Origin of the sequence: Coleofasciculus sp. (genome assembly GCF_046565525.1) — a bacterium.
Lineage (GTDB): Bacteria > Cyanobacteriota > Cyanobacteriia > Cyanobacteriales > Coleofasciculaceae > Coleofasciculus.
In genome coordinates, this window is the sequence record NZ_JBKHUP010000006.1 from 101,315 (window position 1) to 125,325 (window position 24,011).

Annotated in this window: 19 protein-coding genes and 1 pseudogene; 9 read left to right on the plus strand and 11 right to left on the minus strand. The window is 44.8% G+C overall.

The annotated features are described in order from the left end of the window. Window positions 1–115 precede the first annotated feature (115 nt). Window positions 116–706, minus strand: a complete 591-nt coding sequence (locus ACLGGO_RS03495; protein ID WP_446418281.1) for a CpcT/CpeT family chromophore lyase — start codon at window positions 704–706, stop codon at window positions 116–118. A 127-nt stretch (window positions 707–833) separates the two neighbouring features. Here ACLGGO_RS03495 and ACLGGO_RS03500 point away from each other — a divergent pair, with 127 nt between their 5' ends. Together ACLGGO_RS03500 and ACLGGO_RS03505 are read left to right on the plus strand one after the other, a co-directional pair. Further along, window positions 834–2,162 (plus strand): hypothetical protein, encoded by a 1,329-nt coding sequence (locus ACLGGO_RS03500; RefSeq protein WP_446418282.1) that lies wholly within the window; start codon window positions 834–836, stop codon window positions 2,160–2,162. Between the two features lie 50 nt (window positions 2,163–2,212). Beyond that, window positions 2,213–2,467, plus strand: a complete 255-nt coding sequence (locus ACLGGO_RS03505) for a hypothetical protein (RefSeq protein WP_446339089.1) — start codon at window positions 2,213–2,215, stop codon at window positions 2,465–2,467. A 242-nt stretch (window positions 2,468–2,709) separates the two neighbouring features. On the opposite strand, the gene ACLGGO_RS03510 is transcribed toward ACLGGO_RS03505, so the two are convergent. Continuing rightward, window positions 2,710–2,985, minus strand: coding sequence for a GlsB/YeaQ/YmgE family stress response membrane protein (locus ACLGGO_RS03510; protein ID WP_446339090.1), 276 nt, complete (start codon window positions 2,983–2,985; stop codon window positions 2,710–2,712). 210 nt (window positions 2,986–3,195) lie between these two features. Continuing rightward, complete coding sequence (locus ACLGGO_RS03515) at window positions 3,196–4,899, minus strand: choice-of-anchor I family protein (protein WP_446418283.1); 1,704 nt, start codon at window positions 4,897–4,899, stop codon at window positions 3,196–3,198. 563 nt (window positions 4,900–5,462) lie between these two features. Here ACLGGO_RS03515 and ACLGGO_RS03520 point away from each other — a divergent pair. Both ACLGGO_RS03520 and ACLGGO_RS03525 read left to right on the plus strand, forming a co-directional pair. Then, window positions 5,463–6,413, plus strand: coding sequence for a phosphate/phosphite/phosphonate ABC transporter substrate-binding protein (locus tag ACLGGO_RS03520; protein ID WP_446418284.1), 951 nt, complete (start codon window positions 5,463–5,465; stop codon window positions 6,411–6,413). 89 nt (window positions 6,414–6,502) lie between these two features. Beyond that, window positions 6,503–8,503, plus strand: a complete 2,001-nt coding sequence (locus ACLGGO_RS03525) for an ATP-binding protein (RefSeq protein ID WP_446418285.1) — start codon at window positions 6,503–6,505, stop codon at window positions 8,501–8,503. Between the two features lie 147 nt (window positions 8,504–8,650). Here ACLGGO_RS03525 and ACLGGO_RS03530 read toward each other — a convergent pair whose 3' ends face one another. Next, on the minus strand, window positions 8,651–9,376 hold the full coding sequence (locus tag ACLGGO_RS03530) for a response regulator (RefSeq protein WP_446339098.1): 726 nt from the start codon (window positions 9,374–9,376) through the stop codon (window positions 8,651–8,653). A 641-nt stretch (window positions 9,377–10,017) separates the two neighbouring features. Between ACLGGO_RS03530 and ACLGGO_RS03535 the strand changes: the two genes are divergently transcribed. The 3 genes from ACLGGO_RS03535 to ACLGGO_RS03545 all read left to right on the plus strand — a co-directional run bounded on the left by ACLGGO_RS03535 (window position 10,018) and on the right by ACLGGO_RS03545 (window position 16,338). After that, window positions 10,018–11,256: an ATP-binding protein gene (locus tag ACLGGO_RS03535; protein ID WP_446418286.1), complete on the plus strand. Its 1,239-nt coding sequence runs from the start codon at window positions 10,018–10,020 to the stop codon at window positions 11,254–11,256. Window positions 11,257–11,306: 50 nt separating this feature from the next. Continuing rightward, the gene (locus ACLGGO_RS03540; protein WP_446418287.1) at window positions 11,307–12,440 is read left to right on the plus strand and encodes a sensor histidine kinase; all 1,134 of its coding nucleotides are present in this window, start codon (window positions 11,307–11,309) and stop codon (window positions 12,438–12,440) included. 526 nt (window positions 12,441–12,966) lie between these two features. Next, window positions 12,967–16,338, plus strand: coding sequence for an adenylate/guanylate cyclase domain-containing protein (locus ACLGGO_RS03545; protein ID WP_446418288.1), 3,372 nt, complete (start codon window positions 12,967–12,969; stop codon window positions 16,336–16,338). Window positions 16,339–16,676: 338 nt separating this feature from the next. Here the strand turns inward: ACLGGO_RS03545 and ACLGGO_RS03550 are convergent, their stop codons facing one another. Then, the gene (locus ACLGGO_RS03550) at window positions 16,677–18,053 is read right to left on the minus strand and encodes an NB-ARC domain-containing protein (protein ID WP_446418289.1); all 1,377 of its coding nucleotides are present in this window, start codon (window positions 18,051–18,053) and stop codon (window positions 16,677–16,679) included. Between the two features lie 213 nt (window positions 18,054–18,266). Here ACLGGO_RS03550 and ACLGGO_RS03555 point away from each other — a divergent pair. After that, a pseudogene (locus ACLGGO_RS03555) lies at window positions 18,267–18,668 on the plus strand (hypothetical protein); the annotation flags it as partial. A gap of 258 nt (window positions 18,669–18,926) precedes the next feature. Here the strand turns inward: ACLGGO_RS03555 and ACLGGO_RS03560 are convergent. The 4 genes from ACLGGO_RS03560 to ACLGGO_RS03575 form a co-directional block, all read right to left on the minus strand. Beyond that, window positions 18,927–19,529: a Uma2 family endonuclease gene (locus ACLGGO_RS03560; RefSeq protein ID WP_446418297.1), complete on the minus strand. Its 603-nt coding sequence runs from the start codon at window positions 19,527–19,529 to the stop codon at window positions 18,927–18,929. A 61-nt stretch (window positions 19,530–19,590) separates the two neighbouring features. Continuing rightward, window positions 19,591–20,193 carry a Uma2 family endonuclease gene (locus ACLGGO_RS03565; RefSeq protein WP_446418290.1) on the minus strand — a complete coding sequence of 201 codons (603 nt, stop codon included), beginning with the start codon at window positions 20,191–20,193 and terminating at the stop codon, window positions 19,591–19,593. Between the two features lie 63 nt (window positions 20,194–20,256). After that, entirely contained in the window at window positions 20,257–20,424 is a 168-nt protein-coding gene (locus tag ACLGGO_RS03570) for a hypothetical protein (protein ID WP_446418291.1), read from the minus strand. Window positions 20,425–20,524: 100 nt separating this feature from the next. Then, the gene (locus tag ACLGGO_RS03575) at window positions 20,525–20,959 is read right to left on the minus strand and encodes a YidH family protein (protein ID WP_446338759.1); all 435 of its coding nucleotides are present in this window, start codon (window positions 20,957–20,959) and stop codon (window positions 20,525–20,527) included. A 506-nt stretch (window positions 20,960–21,465) separates the two neighbouring features. On the opposite strand from ACLGGO_RS03575, the gene ACLGGO_RS03580 reads away from it, so the two are divergent. After that, window positions 21,466–21,996 (plus strand): alpha/beta hydrolase, encoded by a 531-nt coding sequence (locus ACLGGO_RS03580; protein ID WP_446338760.1) that lies wholly within the window; start codon window positions 21,466–21,468, stop codon window positions 21,994–21,996. A 112-nt stretch (window positions 21,997–22,108) separates the two neighbouring features. On the opposite strand, the gene ACLGGO_RS03585 is transcribed toward ACLGGO_RS03580, so the two are convergent. Both ACLGGO_RS03585 and ACLGGO_RS03590 read right to left on the minus strand, forming a co-directional pair. Next, on the minus strand, window positions 22,109–22,759 hold the full coding sequence (locus ACLGGO_RS03585; protein WP_446338761.1) for a HEAT repeat domain-containing protein: 651 nt from the start codon (window positions 22,757–22,759) through the stop codon (window positions 22,109–22,111). 248 nt (window positions 22,760–23,007) lie between these two features. Beyond that, entirely contained in the window at window positions 23,008–23,835 is an 828-nt protein-coding gene (locus ACLGGO_RS03590; protein ID WP_446418292.1) for a HEAT repeat domain-containing protein, read from the minus strand. Window positions 23,836–24,011: the final 176 nt, after the last annotated feature.

The window sequence follows — 24,011 nt, forward strand, 5'->3', positions numbered from 1 at the left end:
TTAAATGATACAGTTCAACCTGACATCTATAAGAAGGACACGACATTGTCGTGTCCCTACCTCTATTTAATGGTTCTTAAATCAACGATATTCAACCTCAGTTCTAACCGATTGCTTAAACCTTAACCTCATCGGCAAAACTCGCCCGCCGGACAAAGTAAAACGGACCAGCCATGGAACCCCAAATATGTTCATCAGTTACGGGATCGCGTCCCCGATCCAGACTGATAAACTGATTTTCGTCAATTTCAAATGTGCTATCCAAATACGTTTCTTTGCCTTTGCGAAAAACCATACAGGCTTTACCCGGTTCAACTTTTCCTTGAAAGCTTTTCCCTGTCCATTCCACAATCATATTACAGCCAGGAAGTTTCTCTAGCTGGTCAACGGTTAAGGTTTGCAGGCGATTAAGATCACGAGAAGCGCCGTAAAATTTTTCTGGCTCTTTAAATGTGTAATTTTCAATTTCAATATGATCCCCAACAACCATTAATTTCAACACCCGTAAGCGGTAGGGGACGTTGAGAAGATAGTCATAGGCTTGTTCGACAAATAAACTGACTCCATCTAGGAGTGACGAGGGGAGAGGACGCATAAACACCCGGATGTGGGCGTAAAAGGGCGGATTGTCAAAGGCTTGTTGTTGGTTACTAAAGTCAGCCGCCATCCAACGGGCTAATGTGGCAATGTCAGTAGAATGAGTCATTATTAACGATCTTGTTAATCGAAATATTGGATCTGGATCAATTTTAAATTGATTTTATTCCCAATAATAGAGGCATTCACGTCTTGATTGCTGTACCCTAGTAGGGTTGAGCGATGATTACACATCTGTGGATGCAATTCTAGAGCAAGCCAAAGACCTGAAACAAGCCCTAACTGACTTCGTACTGGAAGCAGACGGAGAGTTAGCCGTCGCCTTAGAACAGTATGCGGCTGATCAGTTGACGCGAGAACCCTACGATATCAACCAGCGCAACTTGGTCATTGATACCTTCTTAACTGAGGGTGAAGTGGGAAATCAGACACCGTTGGATCTGTTCCTGGAACAACATCCCAATTTAACACCCAGCGATCGCACGCTGCTAAACCGCTGGCGAGGTAGCTTTATCGGCTTGTTTGAACTCACCCACATCCTCCCCGATGGCTTTGAACTGAAAAATTGGCTAACGGATAAGCACTACACCGTCAAACCCACTCATCCCACCACCATAGAACAGATGCAGCGGTTTAAGGTTGGGGACATCTTACTCACTCGCCTCGCCCCTGTCACCGATACCTACTGGATGATTTCTAGTCCAATCATTTCCAAAGGGCGCTTAAGTCAGCCGAAGCTAGCCGTAGCCATTGGGGAATTCAAGAACAACTACAAAAATGCCCTTTACCGTGACGCGCCCGAACTATTAGAACAAGCGTGGGACTCTGTAGCCACCTATCATCAGTCATTTGTAGACTTTTTTGGACGCGATCGCATCACCCTACCTGGATACCAGCTTAATCAAAAACTGGCTCAACTGCGGGATAAAATGACCCAGGAACGTCTGGCGGCGGCTGGGATTGATCCGTCGAAATCTCTCAAAGAGATGATCCAAGATGCGGGTACGGATGAAGAGGACATCAAAACAGCAGCAGTAGAAGCAGGTGCAGACCCTACAGCAGTGACCAATATGTTGGATAATGCTGCCAAATCCCCGATGATGACACCCAAGGTGGATTTACCAGAAGATATCCGCAACGCTGAACAGGTGACTGTTTTTTCTCATCCCCGTTGGGGTCAAATGTTTCTCCCCAGTTACTCCAAATTTCAGGAGATGCTAGCATCCGAAGACTGGCAAGCTTATCCTAATGCTGAACAACGAGTCCAAAAATACTTAAATGATCCTCAGATTAACCTGTTTATCTGGCAACAGCTAGCCGAGGAGTATCCCACTCAACTGGAGAAGGTATTACAAACGGCATTAGATCGTCCAGATTTTAATCTCCAGCAGGATTTAGAGTCAACACTGCACCAGGAGTTTCATAAACCCCTAGAACCCGAACTCCCAGAAATTGCTAGCGTTCCCCTGCATTTGCACAATCTCTTTGAGTCGGCTGTCGCTGAGGTTCACAAATCCAAATCCAAAGGTAAGCGGAAAAAGAAAGCCGCCAAGGGTTTCCAATAATCCCTTGGGTAAGTTAGGATAGGGCAAATTAGTAACTAATGTATCTATCTATGGATAGAAAAATTAATCGCCTTTGCATATTTGTCGTAAGTTGTAGTGCTGTAGGACTCGTCCTGGGAGGTACTGCGGCTCAAGCCGAACTGAATCAATGTTTAGGAGTCGCCACACCGACAGACGAGTGCTTGTTGCAAGATCCACTCATGAACACTGTTGAAGGCATGGGAATGGGTTTATTAGCAGGCGTTGGTGCTTCTGTTGGCGCAACCTGGCAGATTTGGCAAAACAAAAAATCTTTAAATAAATAAATTCCACAGTGCCCAAAAATAGGCATGGAACAAGGAATAAGCTATCACGCATTTAATTGGGAATGGGTAGCGAGCGAGATGCTCGCATTACAACGATTTTGCAGTTGTTGACAACGGTTTAAATGCCGAACAGCTTAGGAAACATGTTTATCTAAACAGTTATCATTTCCTTCTCCCTTCCATCCTGGCTCCTTTCCTGGAAGCCCTCTGCCCTATGCCATCTGCCTTAGAGCCTTTTTGGACTAAGCTGATCTTTGAGTGACTAAACCCCAGATGAAGATCAACAGCAAGGCACCGAGAACGGCAAAGATAATGCTACCAATACTCAGAGCGCCTGAAGCTGCTGCTGCGGCGCTAGAAGAGCCTAACAAGAGCTTACCTAGAAATCCTCCCACGAAAGCACCGAGGATTCCTAAGCCAATGGTGGCAAAGATTCCGCCACCTTGGTGTCCCGGATAAATCAGTTTAGCCAGTGCGCCTGCAATTAGACCTAATACAAGCCAAGCAATAATATTCATAGAATCTCTCCTCTCCTTAATGTTTACTGTGTCTATGGAACTATTAGGTTTAGCTTATCAATTTACTCTCAAGCTTCGCTTCTACCTAAGTAAATAAATTAAATTTGTCTAAATTAGTACTTTTGATTGAAATGAATCGATATCCAAAGGAGTAGAGAGGTACCCTGCTACGTCTCTACTCCTAGATTAATCCTTCAACTTTCCTCATCTTCAGGACTTATTTGACCTCTGCTTTTTAGTTTGTCTGACCCAGCCTAAAGAACTAAACAGTAACAAACCCAATACAGAACTGGGTTCGGGTACACGTTCAACTTCAAAGACACTCAGGGTACCACTGGTTTCATTGGCAGTAACCACCAAGGGTTTGCCGTTGGGACTGTTTTTAGCCGAAATGAACAGTAACCCTTCGAGCCCCAAATCACCGACGGCGGCTAACTGTTCGGCTGTCGGATCAGGGTCTCCTGCTTCATTTAAGTTAAAATCAACGGAGAAGTCGCGGTTGTTGACATAATCTAAAAAGAAGGGATTGAACGGATCAGTGATGTCATAACTGATAATGCCACCAATGCGTTCCAAACCAATAAAGGCAATGGTGCGACCAAACAGTTCAGCAATCGTCACGGCTTGAGGTTCAGGACCCTTATCGTCACTGCGATCATCAAATTTGTTGATCTCATCGTTAGAGTTGAAGAATTCTGGGAAAAACTCCGCCGTAATCCGTTCAAACGCATCCCCACTGTCAAAGATGAGATTCCCCTCTGTATCCCAAATTGAGAAAGAACGTCCACCAAAGGTGTACAGTTCGTCAAAGTCCCCATCTCCGTCTGTATCACCCAGGGTATTGGTGACTTTTAAACGACCTAGATTTTCATCCTTTTGCAGTTCTGCTGCATTGGGGAACGCCTCTGGGTCAAGGATTAGGTCGCCTACCCTCGCCTCTTCACTAAAAAAGTCAAAGTCGCGGCTGTCGCCTTCATTAGCGGTAACCAGATAGGTCTGACCGTTTACCATATAGGAGGCAATCCCGTCGGGTTGGAACAGCCCGAACAGGTTGTTGTAATTGGTGATGTTGATTTTACCGTCTTTATCGCTGGCGTCTAAGGCATTTCCTGGTAGGCTATAATCTTTAAAACCCAGCCCGATCACTTTTTCGACCTGACCACTGGCGATATCAACAACCGCGATCGCATTATTCTCCTGTAGGGTGACATAAGCTTTCTGGGAGTCTTGGGACACCGTAACAAATTCGGGTTCCAGATTTTGAGACGGGTTATTCGCGTTGGGTCCAAATAAGCGAACATTGTCCGGTATAGAAACACTATCGAAGTTAGCCGTGGTTACGCTAAAATCTCTCAGGTCAATGATACTGACCGAACCCTCCGGATCATCAGGGTAATCATCACTCAACTCACCCTCGTTAGACACAATAATCTTAGTGCCATCTGGGGTGAAGGTAAGCGAGTCCGGTACTGAACCAACCGAAACGGGGTCATGTATGGAATTACCGTCTGCGTCGAAGAACAACACAAAACCGGGATTTTGCGGCATCTTATTGGTGACAGAGACAGCAAATATACCGTTGTTATAGCTGACGCTGTTGGGTGACCCAAATTCAGAAACTTTGATGGGGTCGAACAACGACGACGACGGATTCGTCGGATTGCTAATATCAAGGATATGAATCCGATCTCGACCGGAACTGGTCACGAACAGCCGTTGAGTGATCGGATCATAGGCCGTTTGTTCGGCTGTGTTTTCGGCAAAAATCTCTGTCGAGAAGGAACCGATGGGTTTCAGGTTGAGATTAATCGCGGCGGCTGGTGTCGCCAACATACTGAGTAAGACGGCTGACTGCAGGGTTGACTGCACTATACTCGGCATTCGATGAATGAGTGAATTTTGATGCCTAGACATGGGTAATGAACCTCCTGATTCGGATGAAGTCGATAGCGATAAGTAGGATGGTGGGTAGAATTTACCCAAAAAAGTTACGCTTTGTAAAGTTAAGTTGCCGATGATGTGAGTGAAAACGGCTGATTTTTTACATTTCTTAATGTATCGCACCGGAAGGAAAACCAACTGTTTGCCAAACACAGAAAAACCCATTCACGCTTCCCACCTAGCGCTAAAGGAGCAAGTTGTTTACAAAACTTAGCGTTCAGATTCAGCTTAAACTAATATAATTATGCACTCTTTCTTTAGCATGGTCTTACACAAATAAGCATTAGGAAAGAGTTTTAGGACAGGTTCATCAACTCTTTAAAGAAAAGACCCAAAAAATTCACAGAATCTTTATGAACAAATTTGTCAAAATTTGATATGTATCCAGAGAACCGACAAAATAATCTTAAAGACAAAGAGGTATTCCAATATCTGGGAACTGGAGAAGCATTTCCCGTCTCAACTGACAACAGAAGCTGAGGCAAAACAACTGCACTGTTATCAAAGACAATTTGTTACCATTGAGAATTAAATAAATGTTGCCAAAATTTTTGAAAAACGTTGTCCTGCTGAGTCTGTTCACCACCCTCGTGAGCTGTGGTGCAAACGAGACAACGACAACCATCACATCAACACCAACGCCAACCCCAGCACCCCAATCCACCGCGACTGGAACCCTTGTCCTTGCCGACGTGAACAAAAACGCCGCCGCCAAGATAGAGCAGTTCCAGCCCATGGCAGACTATCTAGCCGCCCGCTTAGAAAAATTTGGTATTGGTGTGGGTGAGGTAAAAGTTGCCCCAGACTTAGATACGATGGCAAGCATGCTCAAAGAAGGCGAAGTCGATATCTACGTAGACAGTCCTTACCCTGCCATGATTGTCAGCGATAAATCAGGAGCCACACCCCTACTGCGCCGCTGGAAGAGCGGCAAAGGCGAATACTATGGCGTGATCTTTACCTTGGCAGAGAGCGAGATCGATTCCTTAGCCGATCTTAAGGGAAAAATGATCGCCTTTGAAGAACCCGTCTCAACCTCCGGTTATTTTTTACCCCTGAATACCCTACTGGACGACGATTTGAACATGGTTGAAAAAGGTTCAAAAAACGAAACTGTCGCCGCTGATGAGGTGGGATATATATACAGTGGAGATGATGAGAATACAATTCAATGGGTCTTGAGTGGTGAAGTCGCAGCGGGTGCGGCGGATTACTCATTCTTAGAAGAAATCCCCGCAGAAAGCCGCCAAGCGCTGAAAATTCTGGCTGAAACCCAGAAAATCGCTCGCCATCTGGTCATCGTCCGACCCGGAATGGACCCGGAATTGGTACAACAGATTAAGACGGTATTAATGGAAATGGATCAGACCCCTGAAGGGAAGGAGGTACTCACCACCTTTGAGGAAACTGCCAAGTTTGACGAGTTTCCCGTTGAAACAAGTCTCGATAAAATGCGCCAGTTGTATGAACAGGTTGAGAAAAAATAAGGGGCAGATGCTGTTTTGAATGACAGTTTGCCTAGATGTACCAGCCAGGAAGCAACGCTTATAGGAATAAGGGGAGGACGATACGTGGAATGGCTAGATTCAACCCAAAAAAAGGTTCACTAGCCACCAAAATAACCTTGGCGATGACCACATTAGTCATTGTGGCTGTCGCTAGCGTTACTATGCTATCCCTACGCCGTCAGCAAGAAACTTTTCGGGACGAACTCGAACAACAGGCTGACTTATTGCTGGACACCCTAGTCGTCACCACCCGAGATTCGCTCTATTTTCTCGATGTGTCCTTTATGAAGGAACTCATGGAAGAGTTGGGCGAGGATCAAATCTTAGTGGCAGGTCAGATTTATGACAAAGATGGACGGGTGCTAGCGGATGCCTATAGCCGCAATCTTTTAGCTTATGGGGTCAAACCTGATCCCTTAGGCAAAGAGCTGGTGGAAAGTAACGAAGTGGTGTTTAAATGGCAGTCTGACCAACTCCTTGCGGGTAAGGCAGTCGTTTTGGGACGTCAGCGGCTCGGCGCCGTTAGCGTCGGGCTATCTACAGCCCCGCTTAAGGCAAAGATGGCAGCGGTGCGGAATGAAGGGATTGCCATGGGACTGGCGGCGGCGATGGTGGGTACGCTGGTTGCACTACTGCTGAGCCGTTCGATTACCGAACCCTTAAAGCAGATGACCGCCGCCACCCAGCGTCTGGCGAAAGGGGATCTGAGTCAGAAGATTGCCATTGACAGCAATGACGAACTGGCGGTTTTAGCCGGTGCATTTAACAGCATGACCGAGCAACTGCGAAACCTAATCGAAAGTTTGGAGCAGCGTGCTGAAGATTTGCGGCACAGTGAAGCGAAAAATCGCGCTTTACTCCATGCGATTCCAGACTTAATGTTTCGCTTTAGTCAAGAGGGTATCTTTCTGGATTTGAAAGCACCCAGAGGAGACTCCTTTTTAAAATCATCCCAAGCATGGATTGGTCAACCTGTCTCTGATGTTTTACCCCAAGATGTGGCTCAATTATGTCTAGATTATGTCGAGCGAACCTTAAAGACTCAAGATATCCAAATTTTCGAGTATGAGTTGTTTGCGGAGGATCAGCGCCGGAATTTTGAAGCACGGCTGGTGGTTAGTGGTGAACGGGAAGTGTTAGCGATTGTTCGGGATATTACGGAAGCGAAATTAGCCCAAATTGAGTTGCAAAAGGCAAAAGAAGAAGCGGAAGCGGCTAACCGGGCGAAGAGTGCCTTTCTTGCCAGTATGAGCCATGAACTCAGGACACCCCTGAATGGTATCCTCGGCTTAAGTGAGTTACTGCGAGAGGATGCCGAGGATTTAGGGTATGCCGATTTTGTCCCGGATCTCCAGCAGATTTACGACTCTGGACTCCATCTTTTGAATCTGATCACCGATATTCTGGACATTTCTAAAATTGAAGCCGGGAAGATGAGTCTCTATCTGGAAAACTTCGATATTTATACCTTAATTGTTGAAGTTCAGAAGACTGTCCAAACCTTGATCAAGAAAAAGAATAATACTCTAGAGGTTCATTGCGCTGCTTCTCTGGGTACGATGCTCGCTGACCGAACTAAGGTTAAGCAATTGCTGTTAAACTTACTCAGTAACTCTGCCAAATTTACGGAGAACGGCACGATTGTACTCAGTGTTACTCGTGAAAGTCGAGGAGAAGAAAATGGTGGATTCAAACGGGACGCTCAGGTGCTGCTATTGGCGAATGGAGAATCCTCTATCGTTTCACATGAAACCATCGATAGTTCTTCAATCCCCGACACCATGAATGATGACCAAAGCTCAGATTTGGTTGCCTTTACTGTCTCCGATACTGGCATTGGTATGACTCCAGAGCAGATTGACAAGATATTTCAGCCCTTTGTGCAAGCCGATAGTTCTACCACGAAAAAGTACGGAGGGACGGGTCTAGGATTAGCGATTTGCCAACGTTTCTGTGAGATGATGGGAGGTAATATTACGGTTAACAGTGAGGTTGGTGTTGGCTCTACTTTTAGCTTTTACCTGCCAACTGTAGTTAAAGCTCCTAAGGCGGAAAAAGTCTCTTCTTAAATTTATAATTTATAAGTTATAAGTGGAGTTTAGATGAGGCAAACACGCCCAGGGGCGACCCGCCGCGCAAAATTAATACCACCTACCCCTTAATCTTATCGGGTCGCCCTGCATCAGGTATCGGTAATGATCTGACACCGCGTACATTTAGGTAATTAATCCGGAACGGAGTGCATGGACAGCGGCTTGGGTTCGGTCATCAACGCAGAGCTTATTCAAGATATTGCGGACGTGGGTTTTGACGGTGCCTACTGTAATATAGAGTTTTTCCGCGATCGCGGCATTACTCGCTCCTGCCACAATTAGCTCGAGAACCTCTAATTCCCGTTCGGTTAAGGGATAGGCTTCGATGACTTGTTCGTACTCTGGACCTACCGCATCAATCTTAACAGTTCGCTCTTGATTCGCCGCCTCTACCTGAGATGATGTCTCTCGTTTTACCTGTCGCAAAACAATACTGGCAATCGCTGGATCAATCCAGGCGTTTCCTTCCTGGGTTACGGTTAATGCCTCTACAAGCTGTTCGATCTCAATATCCTTCATGCAATAGGAATCGGCTCCAGCCCCAAAAGCAGCCAGTACCGCCTCTTCACTATCATGCATGGTTAAGATCAGAATCTTTGTTTCAGGTTCTTGGCTATCCGCCGGATTACTCTTGAACTTGCGAGTCAGATCAATGCCATCCATATCCGGTAAACCGATATCGACAATAGCGACATCGGGTTTAAGGGTTTCTAGCAGCTTCAATCCTTGAGTCGCATTCGCTGCTTCTCCGACGACTTCAATTCCATCCTGTTCTTGTAAAGCGGCTTGTAAACCCATCCGCGTAAGGTTATGGTCTTCAATCAGGACGACACGCATAGGACTCACCATCAATGTTTCAGAACTCAAATTGGTTTGATCTTGGTTACTGAGAGATGTGGGACTATTTGAGGCATTCTCTCGGATTTGGCTAATTTTCATCATTTGTTGCTGAAAGCTGGCTCTTTCAAGCTCCCACCTAGGAATCCTGATCGCGCTGACACCCTGGTGCTAACACCCTGGAAGCCAGGTCAGATAAGGAAAACTCCTGCCTTGGCGTTCTTGAGTGTTGCTGTCGGCATCAATTACGCATCCGGTTGCTAGTGCGACGTGGCAATCAAGATAATCCATACTATGGCAGATCCTGGGCAGATTTGCATCTACCGATAGTACTAAGCAATATGAACTACTGTTCCTGCTAATCCCATGGAAGAACGTGCCGACGCTTCAATTTTATCGAAAAAGCGAATTCATGATTATGCCTAACGACTGAGACCAAAGTGATAGGGGGAGGCATACAATTTAGAACAAAGGCTGGACTGTCTTCAATGTCAGTGCGTACTCCCTTCTAGGGGCGGCAATACAGGCTAACTGAGTCGTGCGTTAGAGCCATTGCTTTATTCCCACGAGTTGTCACTACCCCTAGTAAAAGTTAGCTCAACGCTGGCGTTGGCGACAAAGAAACCCTTTAATTTTGCTGGTTGATGAAAGTAATGTTCAATATTCTGATCATTAGTGATGAGGAAGTCGATCGCATAGCCGTGCGTCAAGGCTTGAATGCTACAGGCATGTCAATTAATTGTGTTGAAGCCTGTGACTATAAGAGTGCGATCGCTCTCATTGACCATGAGACATTTGACTGTGTCTTTCTAGATTACTGTCTACCCGACAAAGATGGATTAATCTTGGTGCAGGATCTGCGAAACGCTGGAGTCAAGATTCCCTTAGTGGTAATCACTGCTCACGGTAATGAACAAGTCGCGGTGGCGCTGATGAAAGCTGGGGCGTCAGACTACCTGTCTCAGGATAAGGTATCACCGACAAGTTTAGGACGGATTTTGCAAAACGCCATTCGCATCTACCAAGCTGAACGGCAGGTTGAACTGGCTCATCAGCAGTTGCGCCAGACGAATGAACAGCTAGTCCGTCAAAATCAAGAATTAGCCCAACAACGGCAACAAATTCAACGTCAAAATTTACAGCTAAAAGAACTATCTAAACTTAAGTCGCAGTTTCTAGCGACGACATCCCATGAATTGCGGACGCCGATGAATGTAATTATTGGCTTTGCCCAAATGCTCCTACTCCAACGCCATGGTTCACTAACGCTGTCCCAATTAAAAATGATAAAATGTATTTTAAAAAATGGCAAACATCTGTTATCCCTCTTAAGTGAAGTACTAGATTTTGCTCAAATTGAAGCCGGGGCTTTGGAACTCAAAGCTGAAGAATTTAATATCGATCAAGTGATTAATTCAACCCTAGAGGATGTTCGTCCCTTGGCACTTCAAAAAGGGTTAGATTTATCCAGCAAAATCCAACTCAAGAATCCAGCGGTCATCAACGATCGCTCTCGCTTACACAAGGTCTTAAAACACCTGCTCATCAATGCGATTAAATTTACAGAATCAGGGTCGATCTGGATCAATGTATACGAGGTTGATTCCCAACGAGTGGTCATTGATGTTGAGGATACGGGAATTGGTCTATCTCAAGCCGAATTAGACTATATTTTTGAAGCCTTCCGTCAAGTGGATCAGACCATAGCCCGTCAATACCCCGGTACCGGTCTAGGATTGGCAATGACCAAGTCCTTAGTTCAACTGATGCAAGGTAATATTACGGTAGAAAGTCAAGTGGGAGAAGGATCAATTTTTCGCGTCGAGTTACCGCGTTGTATTTCTTCTTATTCGGGGAAGTTGACAGAAATTAAAGTACCTGCGTATAATTAATATTTTTCGTTTTCGGGTTACGATGCTTTTCAATTATAGATAAATGAAAAATGAATCTACCTGAGCCAAAAATAGACCGGATTCTGGCGGTTGATGATGCGCCAGATAATTTATTCCTGATGCAAACCATCTTAGAAACGGAAGGATATGAACTCAATTTAGTAGAAGATGGACGTTCAGCACTAGCAACGGTCGAAAAATCACCTCCTGATTTAATCTTGTTGGATGTGATGATGCCACAAATGGATGGCTATGAGGTGACTCGGCGGATTCGTGAAAATAGCAGCTTGCCCTTTATCCCAATTTTGCTGATCACCGCTTATGAACAATCGAGTGCGATTGAAGGGCTCGATGCTGGGGCGGATGATTTTATTCGCAAACCGGTGGATGTGGGTGAGTTATTAGCACGAGTGCGATCTTTACTGCGGCTTAAGCATAGTATTGATGAACAAGTGCAACTAGCACGTCAACGAGAGGATTTCGTCTCTCGTCTCACCCACGATTTACGAACCCCCTTAGTCGCCGCTGATCGGATGCTGAGTTTATTGCAACGGGGAAGCTTTGGACAGCTTCCTGATTCAGCAGTAGAAGCAATTATTTCTATCCAGCAAAGCAACCAACATTTAGTCCAGATGGTGAATACGGTGTTGGAAGTTTATCGCCACGATGCTGGGTCTAAAGAGTTAACTTTTGTTTCGATAAATCCTCAGGAAATGGTTGAGGAAGTCGTTCAAGAACTAACTCCCTTAGCCGAGGAAAAAGGATTAGCTTTAAGCATGAATCTAGGAGAGTGCGCCAATTTATTTAATTCAGGCAATTGTCGGGTGATGGGCGATCGCCTCGAACTCCGCCGTGTATTCACTAATCTAATTGGTAATGCGGTCAAGTTTACCGAAAAAGGGTCGGTCGAAGTTCATTTAGGTTTAGATGAACCCACAAAATCGGGGGATAGTCAACCCCCTTTGGTGACTATTTCCATTCAAGATACTGGAGCAGGTATTCGTCCAGACGATCTCCCCACACTCTTCAAGCGATTTCGCCAAGGAAAGCACAAGCGATCAGGGAGTGGCTTAGGATTATATCTATCTCGTCGGATTGTGGAAGCTCATCAGGGTAAAATTGAAGTCGAGAGTGATTTGGGTAAGGGTAGCTTATTTACGGTTTATTTGCCAGGGCAAACGTAAACTACCCCACCTGATTAGCTGCGCCTAAAGGACCTGCTTGCTCCAGATGGGGCTTTTGGTAGCCCTGGTTCTATCGCACAAGACAATAGTTCCGTTCGCGTAGCGTGCGCGAAGCGCAAACCTCTAGGCTGGTTTACAGAACAGCCCCAAAGTTCAATCATTTTTGCACCACTAAAATCGGCATCCCCTATCCATCCACAAATTTTGTTAGTGCATTTAAACTGCTTGTTGGTTCTGAGCCCAATATGCAAGCAACAATGGCGCCCTGAGCACGAGGGGAAAGCGATAGCCGAGGGGTTTGTCGTTGCATGACTAAAGAGAAATGGTATAAGCAAGTTCCGTAATTTTCCCAGAACTGTACGGAAATCCGTTAACGAGTCCTGTATTTCCTTTACAGGAAGAATTATTTTCATCCCAACCCATTAGAGATACTATGGGATTCCTTAGGAAAAATCAATCAAGGAGTCCAGACTTGGCATTAGTTTAGGAAGACAGAGATTTATCCGCTTTAGCAACCCTACAGTTTTTGGTAAAAAAGGAAGTAGCTTGGAGCTTTGATCATGGAACGCGAGAAAACTCGATTAATCAAACCGACGAGTCGATACAGTGTTATCCCCATGTAGGTGATCCTTTCCCCATGTTATTGCCAACCGTGACCAGTAAACTTGCCAAAGGCGCTAAACGCAGTCAAAAGATGCCATTGCGCGTGGTTCTGGTGGTTCCCTTTATCCTCCAGATCTTAGCGGCTGTGGGGTTGACTGGATATCTCTCCTTTCGCAACGGACAACAGGCAGTTAACAATCTGGTTACCCAGTTGCAGACCGAGGTGAGCGATCGCATCCTGCAACATATCGATAGTTACATCGAAACGCCCCATCTGGTCAACCATGTTCTTGGGAATGCGGTGCGTCGGGGTCAGGTGCAGACTCAGGATCAGCCTACTGAACGTTATTTGTGGCAACTGTTGCAGTTTTCCCAGTCTATTAATACCATTCAGTTCGGCAGCGAGCAAGGGGAATACATTGGGGCAGGCTATACCGAAGATGACACAGTTGTGATTAAAGCCGCTGACGCCTCAACCCGCTATAACTTTCAGACTTACACAACCGACAGTCAAGGAAATCGTAACCAACTGTTAGATATCCGCGCCAATTATGACCCTCGCATTCGTCCCTGGTATAAAAACGCTGCCTTTGAAGGTAAAACCCTTTGGAGTCCTATCTATGTCATGTTTAGCCATTCTCGGTTAGGGATTACCCTAGCTGAGCCAGTATACAACGACAAGGGTAAACTATTAGGGGTAGTTGGCACCGATATCTTACTGTCTGAGATTAGTAAATTTCTCAACGACTTAAGAATTGGTCAAACAGGACAAGCCTTTATTATTGAACGATCAGGATTACTGGTTGCTAGTTCCACATCAGAACAGCGATTTATGCGTGATGGCGATAAAACCCAACGCCTACTTGCTACCAATAGCCATGATCCCTTAATTCAATCAACAGCCCAGTATTTAAGCCAAAGCGTTGACGCCTTAAACCAAATCAATCAAAGCCAACAGTTAACCTTTAAACTAAACCGCGATCGCTACTATTTACAAGTCACCCCCTTCAATGATGCTCGTGGCTTAGATTGGCTGATTGTGGTGGTGATACCGGAAGCTGATTTCATGGAACAAATCCATGATAATACCCGCCTAACTATTAGTTTATGCTTCGCGGCGTTCGTTGTGGCAACCGTGTTAGGAATCCTCACCGCCAGACGGATTACCCAGCCGATTACCCAGTTAAGTATAGCGGCGGCGGAAATTGCCCAGGGGAAATTTGACCAACAGGTAAAAATTGATGGCAAAATCCCGGTTCAGGTGAATGAACTCGAAGTTTTGGCTCAATCCTTTAACCAAATGAGTCAACAGTTGTACTCCTTCTTTACCGCCCTGGAAAAAAATAAAGCCGAGTTAGAGTCACGAGTTGAGCAACGAACCGCCGCCTTACGTTTGTCTGAAGAAAAGTTTGCTCTCGCTTTTCGCTCATCCCCAAACCCGATTACGATTAGCACTCTGGCTGAGGGCAAGTTTATTGAGGTGAATGAAAGCTTTCTCAAGATTACCGACTATAACATAGAGGACGTGATCAATCATACCTCAATTGAACTCAATTTTTGGGTTGATCCAGCAGAACGAACCCGAATCCGTCAACGATTACGAGAGACAGGCGCTATTCGGGATCAAGAGTTTAATTTTCATACCAAAACGGGTCAGGTGAGAACTGGATTATTATCAGCAGAATTGATTACAATTGGTGAACAAGATTGCATCCTGGCGGTGATTGATGATATCACCGAACGCAAACATGCTGAACAACGAGTTGAACTTCTGCTCACGATTAGTCAAGCGATTAATGCCGCCCCTGATTTTCAAGTCGCCTTAGAAATTGCCCTGCATCAAGTGTGCCAAACTACGGGCTGGATTTATGGCGAAGTCTGGATTCCGGCGACGGATGGCATGGCATTAGAATGTAGCCGTCGTTGGTATTGCAAACAGAGGGGACTTGCTCCAGAGGACGCCGTTGTCCTCAAAGAATTCCGAGAGTATAGTGAAGCCCTAACCTTTTTACCCGAAGAAGAAATACCAGGACGAGTTTGGTGTCACGGTCAACCGGAATGGATTAGTGATATTGCTACAGAATCTGATGATATTTTCTTGCGACTCAAACTGGCAAGTGAATGTGGTTTAAAATCAGCCTTTGCTGTACCCATCGTTGCCCCGGCGACCTCTCAAAAATCTGCGCCTGTTTTAGCGGTTTTGCTGTTTTTTATGGCAGAAGAACACCAAAAGGATGAGCATTGGATTGAGTTAGTGTCTGTCGTATCAGCGCAGTTAGGTCCAGTTATGCAACAGAAGAAAGCAGAGGCGGAAATGAAGGCACTTTTTGCCGCGATGACGGATATGGTACTCGTGGTTGATGCGTCGGGTCGTTGTCTGAAGGTCGCACCAACCAATAAAGGAAAGTGGTGTAAATCTCCGGGAGATTTATTGGGGACAACTCTGTTGGATTATTTTGATTCCACTCAGGTTAATTTTATTCTCAATAGCATTCGAGATGCTTTGTTAAGTCAATCTACGGTGACTATTGAGTATTGTATAAACTTGGCAGGAGAGGAGATTTGGTTTGCTGCTAATTTGTCACCGCTTTCCGATGATTCCGTGATTTGGGTGGCGCGTGATATTACTGATCGCAAACAGGCAGAGGTGGCGTTGCGGTTAGAGCAAGAAAAGTCCGAACAATTATTACTGAATATTTTGCCGGAACTGATTGCCGAACGGCTGAAACAAGACCAATCAGCGATTGCTGAACATTTTGATGATGTGACGATTTTGTTTGCGGATATTGTCGGATTTACGCCGCTATCGGCGCGTTTACAACCGATTGAATTGGTTAATTTACTCAATCAGATGTTTTCCACGTTTGACCAGTTAGCCGAACGTCATGGTGTGGAGAAAATTAAAACCATTGGTGATGCGTATATGGTAGTTGGGGGATTACCACAGCCGAGCGCGGATCATGCAGATGCGATCGCGCAGATGGCGTTGGGTATGCAGCAAGCTATGACTCAGTTTCAAGCCGAACACAGTGAATCGTTGCAAATTCGCATTGGGATTAATACCGGATCAGTGGTGGCGGGGGTGATTGGGATTAGAAAGTTTATCTATGATTTGTGGGGAGATGCGGTGAATGTCGCCTCACGGATGGAATCGTCAGGAGAACCGGGAAAAATACAAGTCACGGAGGCGACATACCAGAGATTACAGGAAAAATTCCAGTTTCAGGAACGGGGTGCGATCGCGGTTAAAGGTAGGGGGGAGATGAAAACCTATTGGCTGATCGGGAATCGGTGATAGGGGAACCCTTCACTTCGGAAACAGGGTATGATTTTGTGTAGGGGTTCTTTTCACTACTATCATTTTTGACCTCACTTATAAGTAACTAAACCCGCCTCGATTCTCTCATCCCTAACCCGATTGCGAAAAACCAATAACTTGACGAATTTGGCTGACGGCTGTTGACAAAATTACAGCGGCTTGACTCATTTCTGTATCTGTTGTAAATTTACCCAAACCGATACGCAATGCTGTCTTGCAGCAGGGTTTAGAGTTTGTCTATAGAGGATGCGATCGCGTCCTGAAAATTCACCAGATTTTGCTTAAATCCAGAATGGTTCAACATCTGAACATATCTACATTAAAGTGGAGTTGATATACTGTCTCAGTACAGGTTGCATCCTGTAAAATTCTGCTTGTTTTTCTATTAAACAGCGTCGGCATAAAGATTGCATGGCGTTTAGTAAATATGAAGGTAGAATAAGGCGATTTTCTAGCAATTTTGCTAGATTAATTGGCTCGCTTGCTTGCGCTAACAAGGAGAGAACTTGCTTTTCTATTTCAGATACGCGATCGCACTGCTGCTGTAAAATATCTTTCAATCTTTCTGGCAATAATATTGTATCATCCAATAATATCTCATGAGCGCATCCTCCCAACTCTTGGATCAGAGTGGCTACGGTTTGTAACCACAAGGGGTTGCCTTGATAGCGGGAAATGAGTGCTGAGTCGTTCTCGATTGCTGCTAACCCGTAATCTCTGAGTATTTCCCGTGCGGCTGGGATATCTAAACCAGGGATTTGTAAGGTACAAATGGGATCATTTGAGCTTTGATAATGCGGAACTTCTCTGGGTTGTTCCCAACCGATGAGTAGAAAGCAACTTTGATGGGATAATTGTTCTATTTGTTTTAAAAAGAAGCGATAGTCTTCGTATCCTGGTTTATATTTACCTGCAAATTCGCCACTACTGAAGAGGTTGTGAATGTCATCTAATACGACTAAGCAGCGATAGTTTTGTAAATATTTAATTAGAGGTAACGGTTTTTGGTTAGTTGGAAGTGAATCAGGATTTTCTGATTCGGAGAAAAACTGTATCAGTTGCTGTTGAAATTTGTCTAGGGTGTAGGATTGGTCTAGACTGCACCAAATTGCATATTCAAATTCATGTTTAATTTGTTGGACGAGTTGCGCTGCTAGTGCTGTTTTGCCGATACCACTGATACCCGTGAGTGCTATTAGGCGGCAGCGTTGTTGTAAAATCAAGGTTTTGAGGGTGTCGAGTTCCGATGTGCGATCATAGAAAGCACCCAAATCTGGCATTTCGCTTAAATCTTGATGTAAAGTTTGAGGTGATTGTGTGTTAGATGCTTCCTGATTAGGTGGATGGGAGTTTGGTAGATCTGGCGGGTGTCTACTTTCTCCACAAATGTTAAAACTACCACTTACGTTTTGTGCAAAGTTTAAAATATTAGAATTTTGTACCCTCTCCATTGCTGCTCGTAAATTCGATTTATTTACCTCTTCTCCTAACTCTTCTGAAAGTATTCGCCATAATTCTGAACCCGCATTCCTCACACTACTTTCAGAACAGTCAAACTCCTTGGCTATTTGCTTGTATGTCTCGCGTTGTAGAGTTCCCCGTAGTACCGCTGTTTGTAAGTCGTCAAGGTGTTGACCCGTTTTGGTAAATACTATCTCATCAGCGAGTTTTAACACTTCTTTAAGATTCATCGATCTGGGAGAGGGGAGCATTTTGTGTATTATAGATTACATTTTACGTTTTTTTAGTACATTTTTATATATTTTAGTACAAAGATAGATGAAAGAGAGGGAAACCTGGGTAAATCAGCGGCAAAATTGAACATTTTTACTCTAGATAAAATTATTTTATCAGGTTAACATGAGTAAAAATATTCAAACAACCTGGAGATAAAGAGTATGCCTGTCAATATAAACGTTAATATAGACGTACTTAAAATTGTTGGAGAAATTGAGAGGCTTGTCAATTCTGACCCAAACCGTGGTGGATTTGTCAAGAATCTAATGGAATCAACTTTTTATGCTGCTGATCAGCGCCATAACGTTATGGTTTTTAATCTGAATCAAAACTATAAAGAAAGATTTAAGGGAGTTGTATTCTACGGATCAGCAACTTATAATGGCATCACTTATGGTATTTGGGCTTTCCAGAGCGGTGAATTTACAAATGAGGGTGATGGTGGATGGATTAACTGGGCTTTTAAAGGCTGGTTTAATAGAAATGATAAGCACGTAGTATTCAGAAATCCCCCCAAGGCAGTTTCACAAGCACTCTCATATCCAGAAGAAGAATTAGGTGAAGAATAAGGTATGGTTCTGGGCAGGGTGGAATTTCTAGAACCTGTCTCTCAGGGTGAAGACATCTAGGTTTCTCAGCAATCGCTAATCTTGTCGGTTGGGTTGACGCAACGAAACCTGGTAGGATGCTCTTGCCAAAATAGCGCGATCGCGAAGCGTTGCCATAGACGATCTTATCGGTTAAAACCCGTTATAAACTTGTTTAAGTCCTGCCAAAATGGGAGGAAGTAAGGTTGATCAATCTGTTCGCGATCGCGTCCTGGAAATTCACCAGATTTTGCTTAAATCCAGCACAAATCCGGGTAATACAAACTCACCGCTAACCGTAGCTGGATTATCTAGACATTCCACCGCTACTCCTGGACGATAGATATAAACCTGTCGCTTTTTGCGGTCAATCAGCAAACCTAACAGCGCACCATTGTCAATATACTCCTGCATCTTGGTTTTGAGCGGTGCCAAATTATCAGAAGCCGATCGCAGTTCCACCACAAAGTCAGGACAGATTGGCGCAAACTTTTGTTGCTGTTCAGGGGTTAAAGCATTCCATCGTTCTAGTTTTACCCAAGCCGCATCAGGGGAAACCTTTGCACCATTAGGAAGCGTGAAGCCTGTACTAGAATCGAAATAAATCCCCGTTGCGTTACGCTCTGCCCAAACTCCCAACTGCACAATCAACTTAGCATTGCGATTTCCTGTGTCCGAACCCGTGGGAGGCATAATTAGTAATTCTCCTGTTGCCGTGCGTTCAATTCGCAAGTCGCGATTAATTTGACAGAACTCAAAAAACTGCTCATCTGTCAGATTAATTATCGGGTGTAAATGCAACACCAACGGAGAATTTTCTACTTGAGTCGTTGCTTCAGTCATTGTCATGGCACAAATCCTTGGTGGCTGTTGTGAAATAGTACGGCGCTCTCCCTAGCTACCCTCACCAGATTTTGCTTAAATCCAGCACAAATACGGGTAATACTGGATCGCCACTTACTGTTGCCGGATTATCCAAACATTCCACCGCTACTCCTGGGCGATAAATATAAACCTGTTGTTTTTTGCAGTCAATTAGCCAACCTAACAGCGCCCCATTGTCAATATACTCCTGCATCTTAGTTTTAAGCGGTGTCAAATTATCAGAAGCCGATCGCAGTTCCACCACAAAGTCAGGACAGATTGGCGCAAACTTTTGTTGCTGTTCAGGGGTTAAAGCATTCCATCGTTCTAGTTTTACCCAAGCCGCATCAGGGGAAACCTTTGCACCATTGGGAAGCGTAAAGCCAGTGCTGGAGTCAAATCCAACACCAGTCCCATTCTGTTCCGTCCAATTGTACAATTGTCCATTCAGCCTAAAATTTCGTCCACCTGTTTCCGAACCCGTGGGAGGCATAATTAGCAATTCTCCTGTTGCTGTGCGTTCAATTCGCAAGTCACGATTAATTTGACAGAACTCAAAAAACTGCTCATCTGTCAGATTAATCACTGGATGTAGGTGCAACACCAACGGAGAATTTTCTACTGGAGTTGTTACTGTAGTCATAGCACCAATCCTTGGCTGCTGTTCCCTTCTGTTGACAATTATTATCGGATGATAATTGACAAGCTAGGCATAGCCTGTTTTTTGTTCGTCCCCTCTATCTTGACGCTTTTCCCCAATTTGAGGCAATGTTTCAGACGCTAAATCAAACACTCTCTCATTCAGTCTGGCAATGACAGCTTGTTTCTGAGAGGTTAATCCCAAAAGCATCGTGCAATCGTGATTTACAGTCACTCAGCAAGCAGTCATAAGCCGTCTGAATCTCGTGCAGCGCTTGCACTAACTTTTTCCGTAGAGTTTTCGCCGTCTTACCACTGTCAATTTTGGTGATTCTTCAGTAATGAGACTGTTGCTTGTTTGGGGGCGACGCTGGAGGAGTGGGTATCTGATTGCGCCAAAACACAAACGGAAGACTTAGAGATCCCAGAACCATGACTATCCCAGTTGTTATCCAAATTATCAGTCGATTTGGTCGATAATCTCCTCGCTCAATTTGCCAAAAGACCCTATTATAACGCCAAGCGGCTAAGGCGATTGTCACAATTCCAAAAACGACCAGCATTACTCCCAGGTTCTCAGAGTTGAACAGAGGATGTATTTCTGCTTCTGCTTGAGTCACCGCTACTTGAATTTGACGTAAAAAGATGCCAAATCGAGCAATAGCAAAACCAAACCCGATTAAAGAAATCGAAGTTCGCAGCCAAGCCAGAAATGTACGCTCGTTGGCTTGATGCTCCCGCTGACGATCGACTTGCGGCTTTCTCACCATAAAATCATCAAGATGAAATTATTACTTTTGACGAATGATCTCTTCTACCTTGTCAGTTCTAATTCTAATGAATGATCTCGTTTAGTTCTGTAAACAATCAGACCTGCATGAAAAATTATTATTAGTTAGAGGAAATGGATCTATCTGTTTCACTCTTAAGCTTAAGATCATAGAGAATAATAAATATGTTGAAAGATTCACTTACAAGACCTGTAGCCATCAGCATAACTATCAAAAGTTAGATTTTTACCCAAAACCTAAGAAATATTGACCGGGAATAGTTATTGAATAACATTTTTAGAGACAAGCATACACCTATCTGATAACTGTAGATATGATAGAATGTTATTTGTCAAGACGATAAATGGGAAACGGTTTTTAGTTAGAAAAACTACTTTCTATCTTTAGAGAGATGCATGAACTAAAAATATCCCCATCGGGGGAATAGAAGAAGTAAGATTACTTCTTTACCCTTAGCTCAAGTAAAAGGAAAAGGTATTTAAGAAATGTCTTACTATCTACCACTTTCAAAGCGTTTAATTTTAAGTTTAGTCACACTTATGGGTGTGTTTCAGTGGGGTGTTCGTGCAGACGCCGCAGAATCGGTAGTGCTAAAATACCGATTTTTACGAGAGACAGTATCGGTAGAGGAGTTAACAACCTTTGCGGAAACAGGGGAACTCTCGACTTCACTGCAAGCTTATCTAAAAATGGCGGGAAAAGAACCAGCAGAGTTGCGGCAAGTTTTGACAAAAGAGATGGCTGTAGATCCAATCCTGCTTCATCGGGTACTCAATAGCCTCCCTGGGGAATTACTGTTGGATCAAACCAGCCAAGTCATTCATACTCCTACAAATCGGGCTAATCGCCAGTCTTTACGAGGCGCTTTGATGAGTTCGGCTTTACCGAATGGGAAAATTACTCTAATTGAGACGTTGCAACACTACCCAACCCCAGAAGTTCATGTTGAGGGTAATCGCCTTGTGGAAGTGGTTCAGAAAATTAGTCGGATAACGGAGCGCTTGCCAAAGCTATAGTTGTTAGCTAGGGGTAAGCTGTCACTCATTTAAATTGGCAATGGGTAGCGAGCAATGCGTTACGCTCCATGCTCCCTATAAAGGTGAGTTAATGCTTATGGCACTACAAAAATTACCTAGCCTCTGCCATTTCCGGTTGCAGTTGCGCTAAGGCAAATTGCACGCGGGTGCGAACTGCCAAATCTGACTCATCTTTCATCAGTTGCTCAAAATGAGCAACTATCTGCTGCCAATAATCTGGTTGTGTTTCGGCTATCGCTGTGGCTAATCCTTGCAATCCCACCACGGAAGCATAACGCACCACCCATTCGGGATCGTAGGATGTTACCTGTAGAGTTTTCAGCACTCGCCCTTGGGCTGAGGGAATTTCTTCAGGAGACAATTTTGACCATTGTACAGTTCCTAACCCCTTCGCCGCCGCACGACGCACGCTTAGGGCAAAGTCAGTTTCAGCCGCATTCAGTAAGGTTTCTAAGGCTCTCGGATCAGCAAGTTGGGCTAAGGCTCGAATCGCCCAAGCCCTTCCCCCATAGTTATATTCGTCAAGCAGTTTGAGTAATGGTTCTACTGCCACATCTCCTAATTGCACTAATCCATCGACGGCGGCGACGGCGGCACCGGGGTTGTTATAACTGAGGACGGCAATTAATGTGGGAATCCCCGCTTCTATCTTGGCGTTGGCTAGGGTTCGCACGGCGGCGATTAAGCGAGGGGCAGAATCGGCTTGTTCAACGGCTTGAATTAGGTTTTGGTCATTTGTCATTTGTCATTTGTTATTCTCGCAAGGCGAGAATCAAGTTCTATCATTCGTTATGTGTTATATTGTGTTTCCTCGGTTATCCACATAAGTATAAGGTACTTATGTAGGGGCGCCAGTCTTCATCCGTGTCAACTTCAGCCATAATCCTCGCCCTTTATCGCTTCCTGCTTTTGCCGCTACTAGGGGGAGGCGGAGCCTCCTAAGGAGCATTCCTAGGCAGAGCCTAGGAACGAGGCTAGGGGGTTATAAGGCTATAGCAAATCATCCATCAGGTTAATCAGATGGATGGCTGCTTCTGATAGCTCAACGGATTTACTGGCAGAGTTTTTCACTTCATGCTCTAATAACCCTTTTAGAGAAATGAGCTTTAAACTATTTTCAGCTAAGGTTTGGGCGATTGCATCTGCTGCCTTTAAGTATCCAATCGCTCCTAAATCGGCTAATACAGCCCGTCGTAGTTGTAACTTTTCCCCCTTCAGGGCTTGCACTAAGCGATCGCCATAGGCTGGATTTTTGGTTAACTGATACATGGCTCGTGTGGCGGCGTACTGTATCCGTTCTTGATTATGCTCTAGGAAGGGTTCAATTAATGCGATCGCGTCTTTTGCCCTTAAACTGCCTAACGCCTCTATGACAGCATTATAAGGTTGTGCCAAGTGCGGTGATCCAGGTACAGGTGATCCCACTTCTATCCCACCCTCTAATAACCGCATTAACTGAGGAATACAAACGGGATCACCTAACATCCCTAACGACTGCGCGGCGGCTTCCCGCACATAGAAATCCGAACAGTCTAGACAGTTTATCAGAGGCGCAACGGCTTTGCGATCGCCCAACTTTCCCAGCGCCCTTGCTGCATTTCGTTTCAAGGGGTATCCGCCCGCCTCGGTGCAATCTGCCTCTTCCTCTAGCGCTACAATCAATGCTTCAATTACAGCAGTTTCCCGAACCCGAAATTTTCCCAGCCACCACGCCGCATAATAGCAAAGACTTAAATCATCCCGTTGTTTGAGGTTGGCGAGTGCTTGTTCTATTGTTAAAGATTCGCCACCACTCGATTGTTCAGTTACAAATGTCATTTGTCTTATGTCATGCACTCGTCTGGGCGGGTTTAGTTATATCTGGGTTAAGTAAGAAACGATAGTAGTCAAACCCGCCCCTACAAACCCGGTTCCTTTGAACAAAGCGAAGGATCACACACCATGTCCGACTAGCGAAGTGAAAGGTCAAAACTATTCTTACTTAGCTGGTAATC

Excerpts from the sequence above, each read along its gene's own strand:
- ACLGGO_RS03550 (WP_446418289.1), bottom strand. The coding sequence starts at position 18,053 with ATGAATCTTAAAGAAGTGTTAAAACTCGCTGATGAGATAGTATTTACC.
- ACLGGO_RS03495 (WP_446418281.1), bottom strand. The coding sequence starts at position 706 with ATGACTCATTCTACTGACATTGCCACATTAGCCCGTTGGATGGCGGCT.
- ACLGGO_RS03590 (WP_446418292.1), bottom strand. The coding sequence starts at position 23,835 with ATGACATTTGTAACTGAACAATCGAGTGGTGGCGAATCTTTAACAATA.
- ACLGGO_RS03505 (WP_446339089.1), top strand. The coding sequence starts at position 2,213 with ATGGATAGAAAAATTAATCGCCTTTGCATATTTGTCGTAAGTTGTAGT.
- ACLGGO_RS03535 (WP_446418286.1), top strand. The coding sequence starts at position 10,018 with ATGTTCAATATTCTGATCATTAGTGATGAGGAAGTCGATCGCATAGCC.
- ACLGGO_RS03525 (WP_446418285.1), top strand. The coding sequence starts at position 6,503 with ATGGCTAGATTCAACCCAAAAAAAGGTTCACTAGCCACCAAAATAACC.
- ACLGGO_RS03565 (WP_446418290.1), bottom strand. The coding sequence starts at position 20,193 with ATGACTACAGTAACAACTCCAGTAGAAAATTCTCCGTTGGTGTTGCAC.
- ACLGGO_RS03515 (WP_446418283.1), bottom strand. The coding sequence starts at position 4,899 with ATGTCTAGGCATCAAAATTCACTCATTCATCGAATGCCGAGTATAGTG.
- ACLGGO_RS03585 (WP_446338761.1), bottom strand. The coding sequence starts at position 22,759 with ATGACAAATGACCAAAACCTAATTCAAGCCGTTGAACAAGCCGATTCT.
- ACLGGO_RS03575 (WP_446338759.1), bottom strand. The coding sequence starts at position 20,959 with ATGGTGAGAAAGCCGCAAGTCGATCGTCAGCGGGAGCATCAAGCCAAC.
- ACLGGO_RS03540 (WP_446418287.1), top strand. The coding sequence starts at position 11,307 with ATGAATCTACCTGAGCCAAAAATAGACCGGATTCTGGCGGTTGATGAT.
- ACLGGO_RS03580 (WP_446338760.1), top strand. The coding sequence starts at position 21,466 with ATGTCTTACTATCTACCACTTTCAAAGCGTTTAATTTTAAGTTTAGTC.
- ACLGGO_RS03560 (WP_446418297.1), bottom strand. The coding sequence starts at position 19,529 with ATGACTGAAGCAACGACTCAAGTAGAAAATTCTCCGTTGGTGTTGCAT.
- ACLGGO_RS03530 (WP_446339098.1), bottom strand. The coding sequence starts at position 9,376 with ATGGTGAGTCCTATGCGTGTCGTCCTGATTGAAGACCATAACCTTACG.
- ACLGGO_RS03510 (WP_446339090.1), bottom strand. The coding sequence starts at position 2,985 with ATGAATATTATTGCTTGGCTTGTATTAGGTCTAATTGCAGGCGCACTG.
- ACLGGO_RS03520 (WP_446418284.1), top strand. The coding sequence starts at position 5,463 with ATGTTGCCAAAATTTTTGAAAAACGTTGTCCTGCTGAGTCTGTTCACC.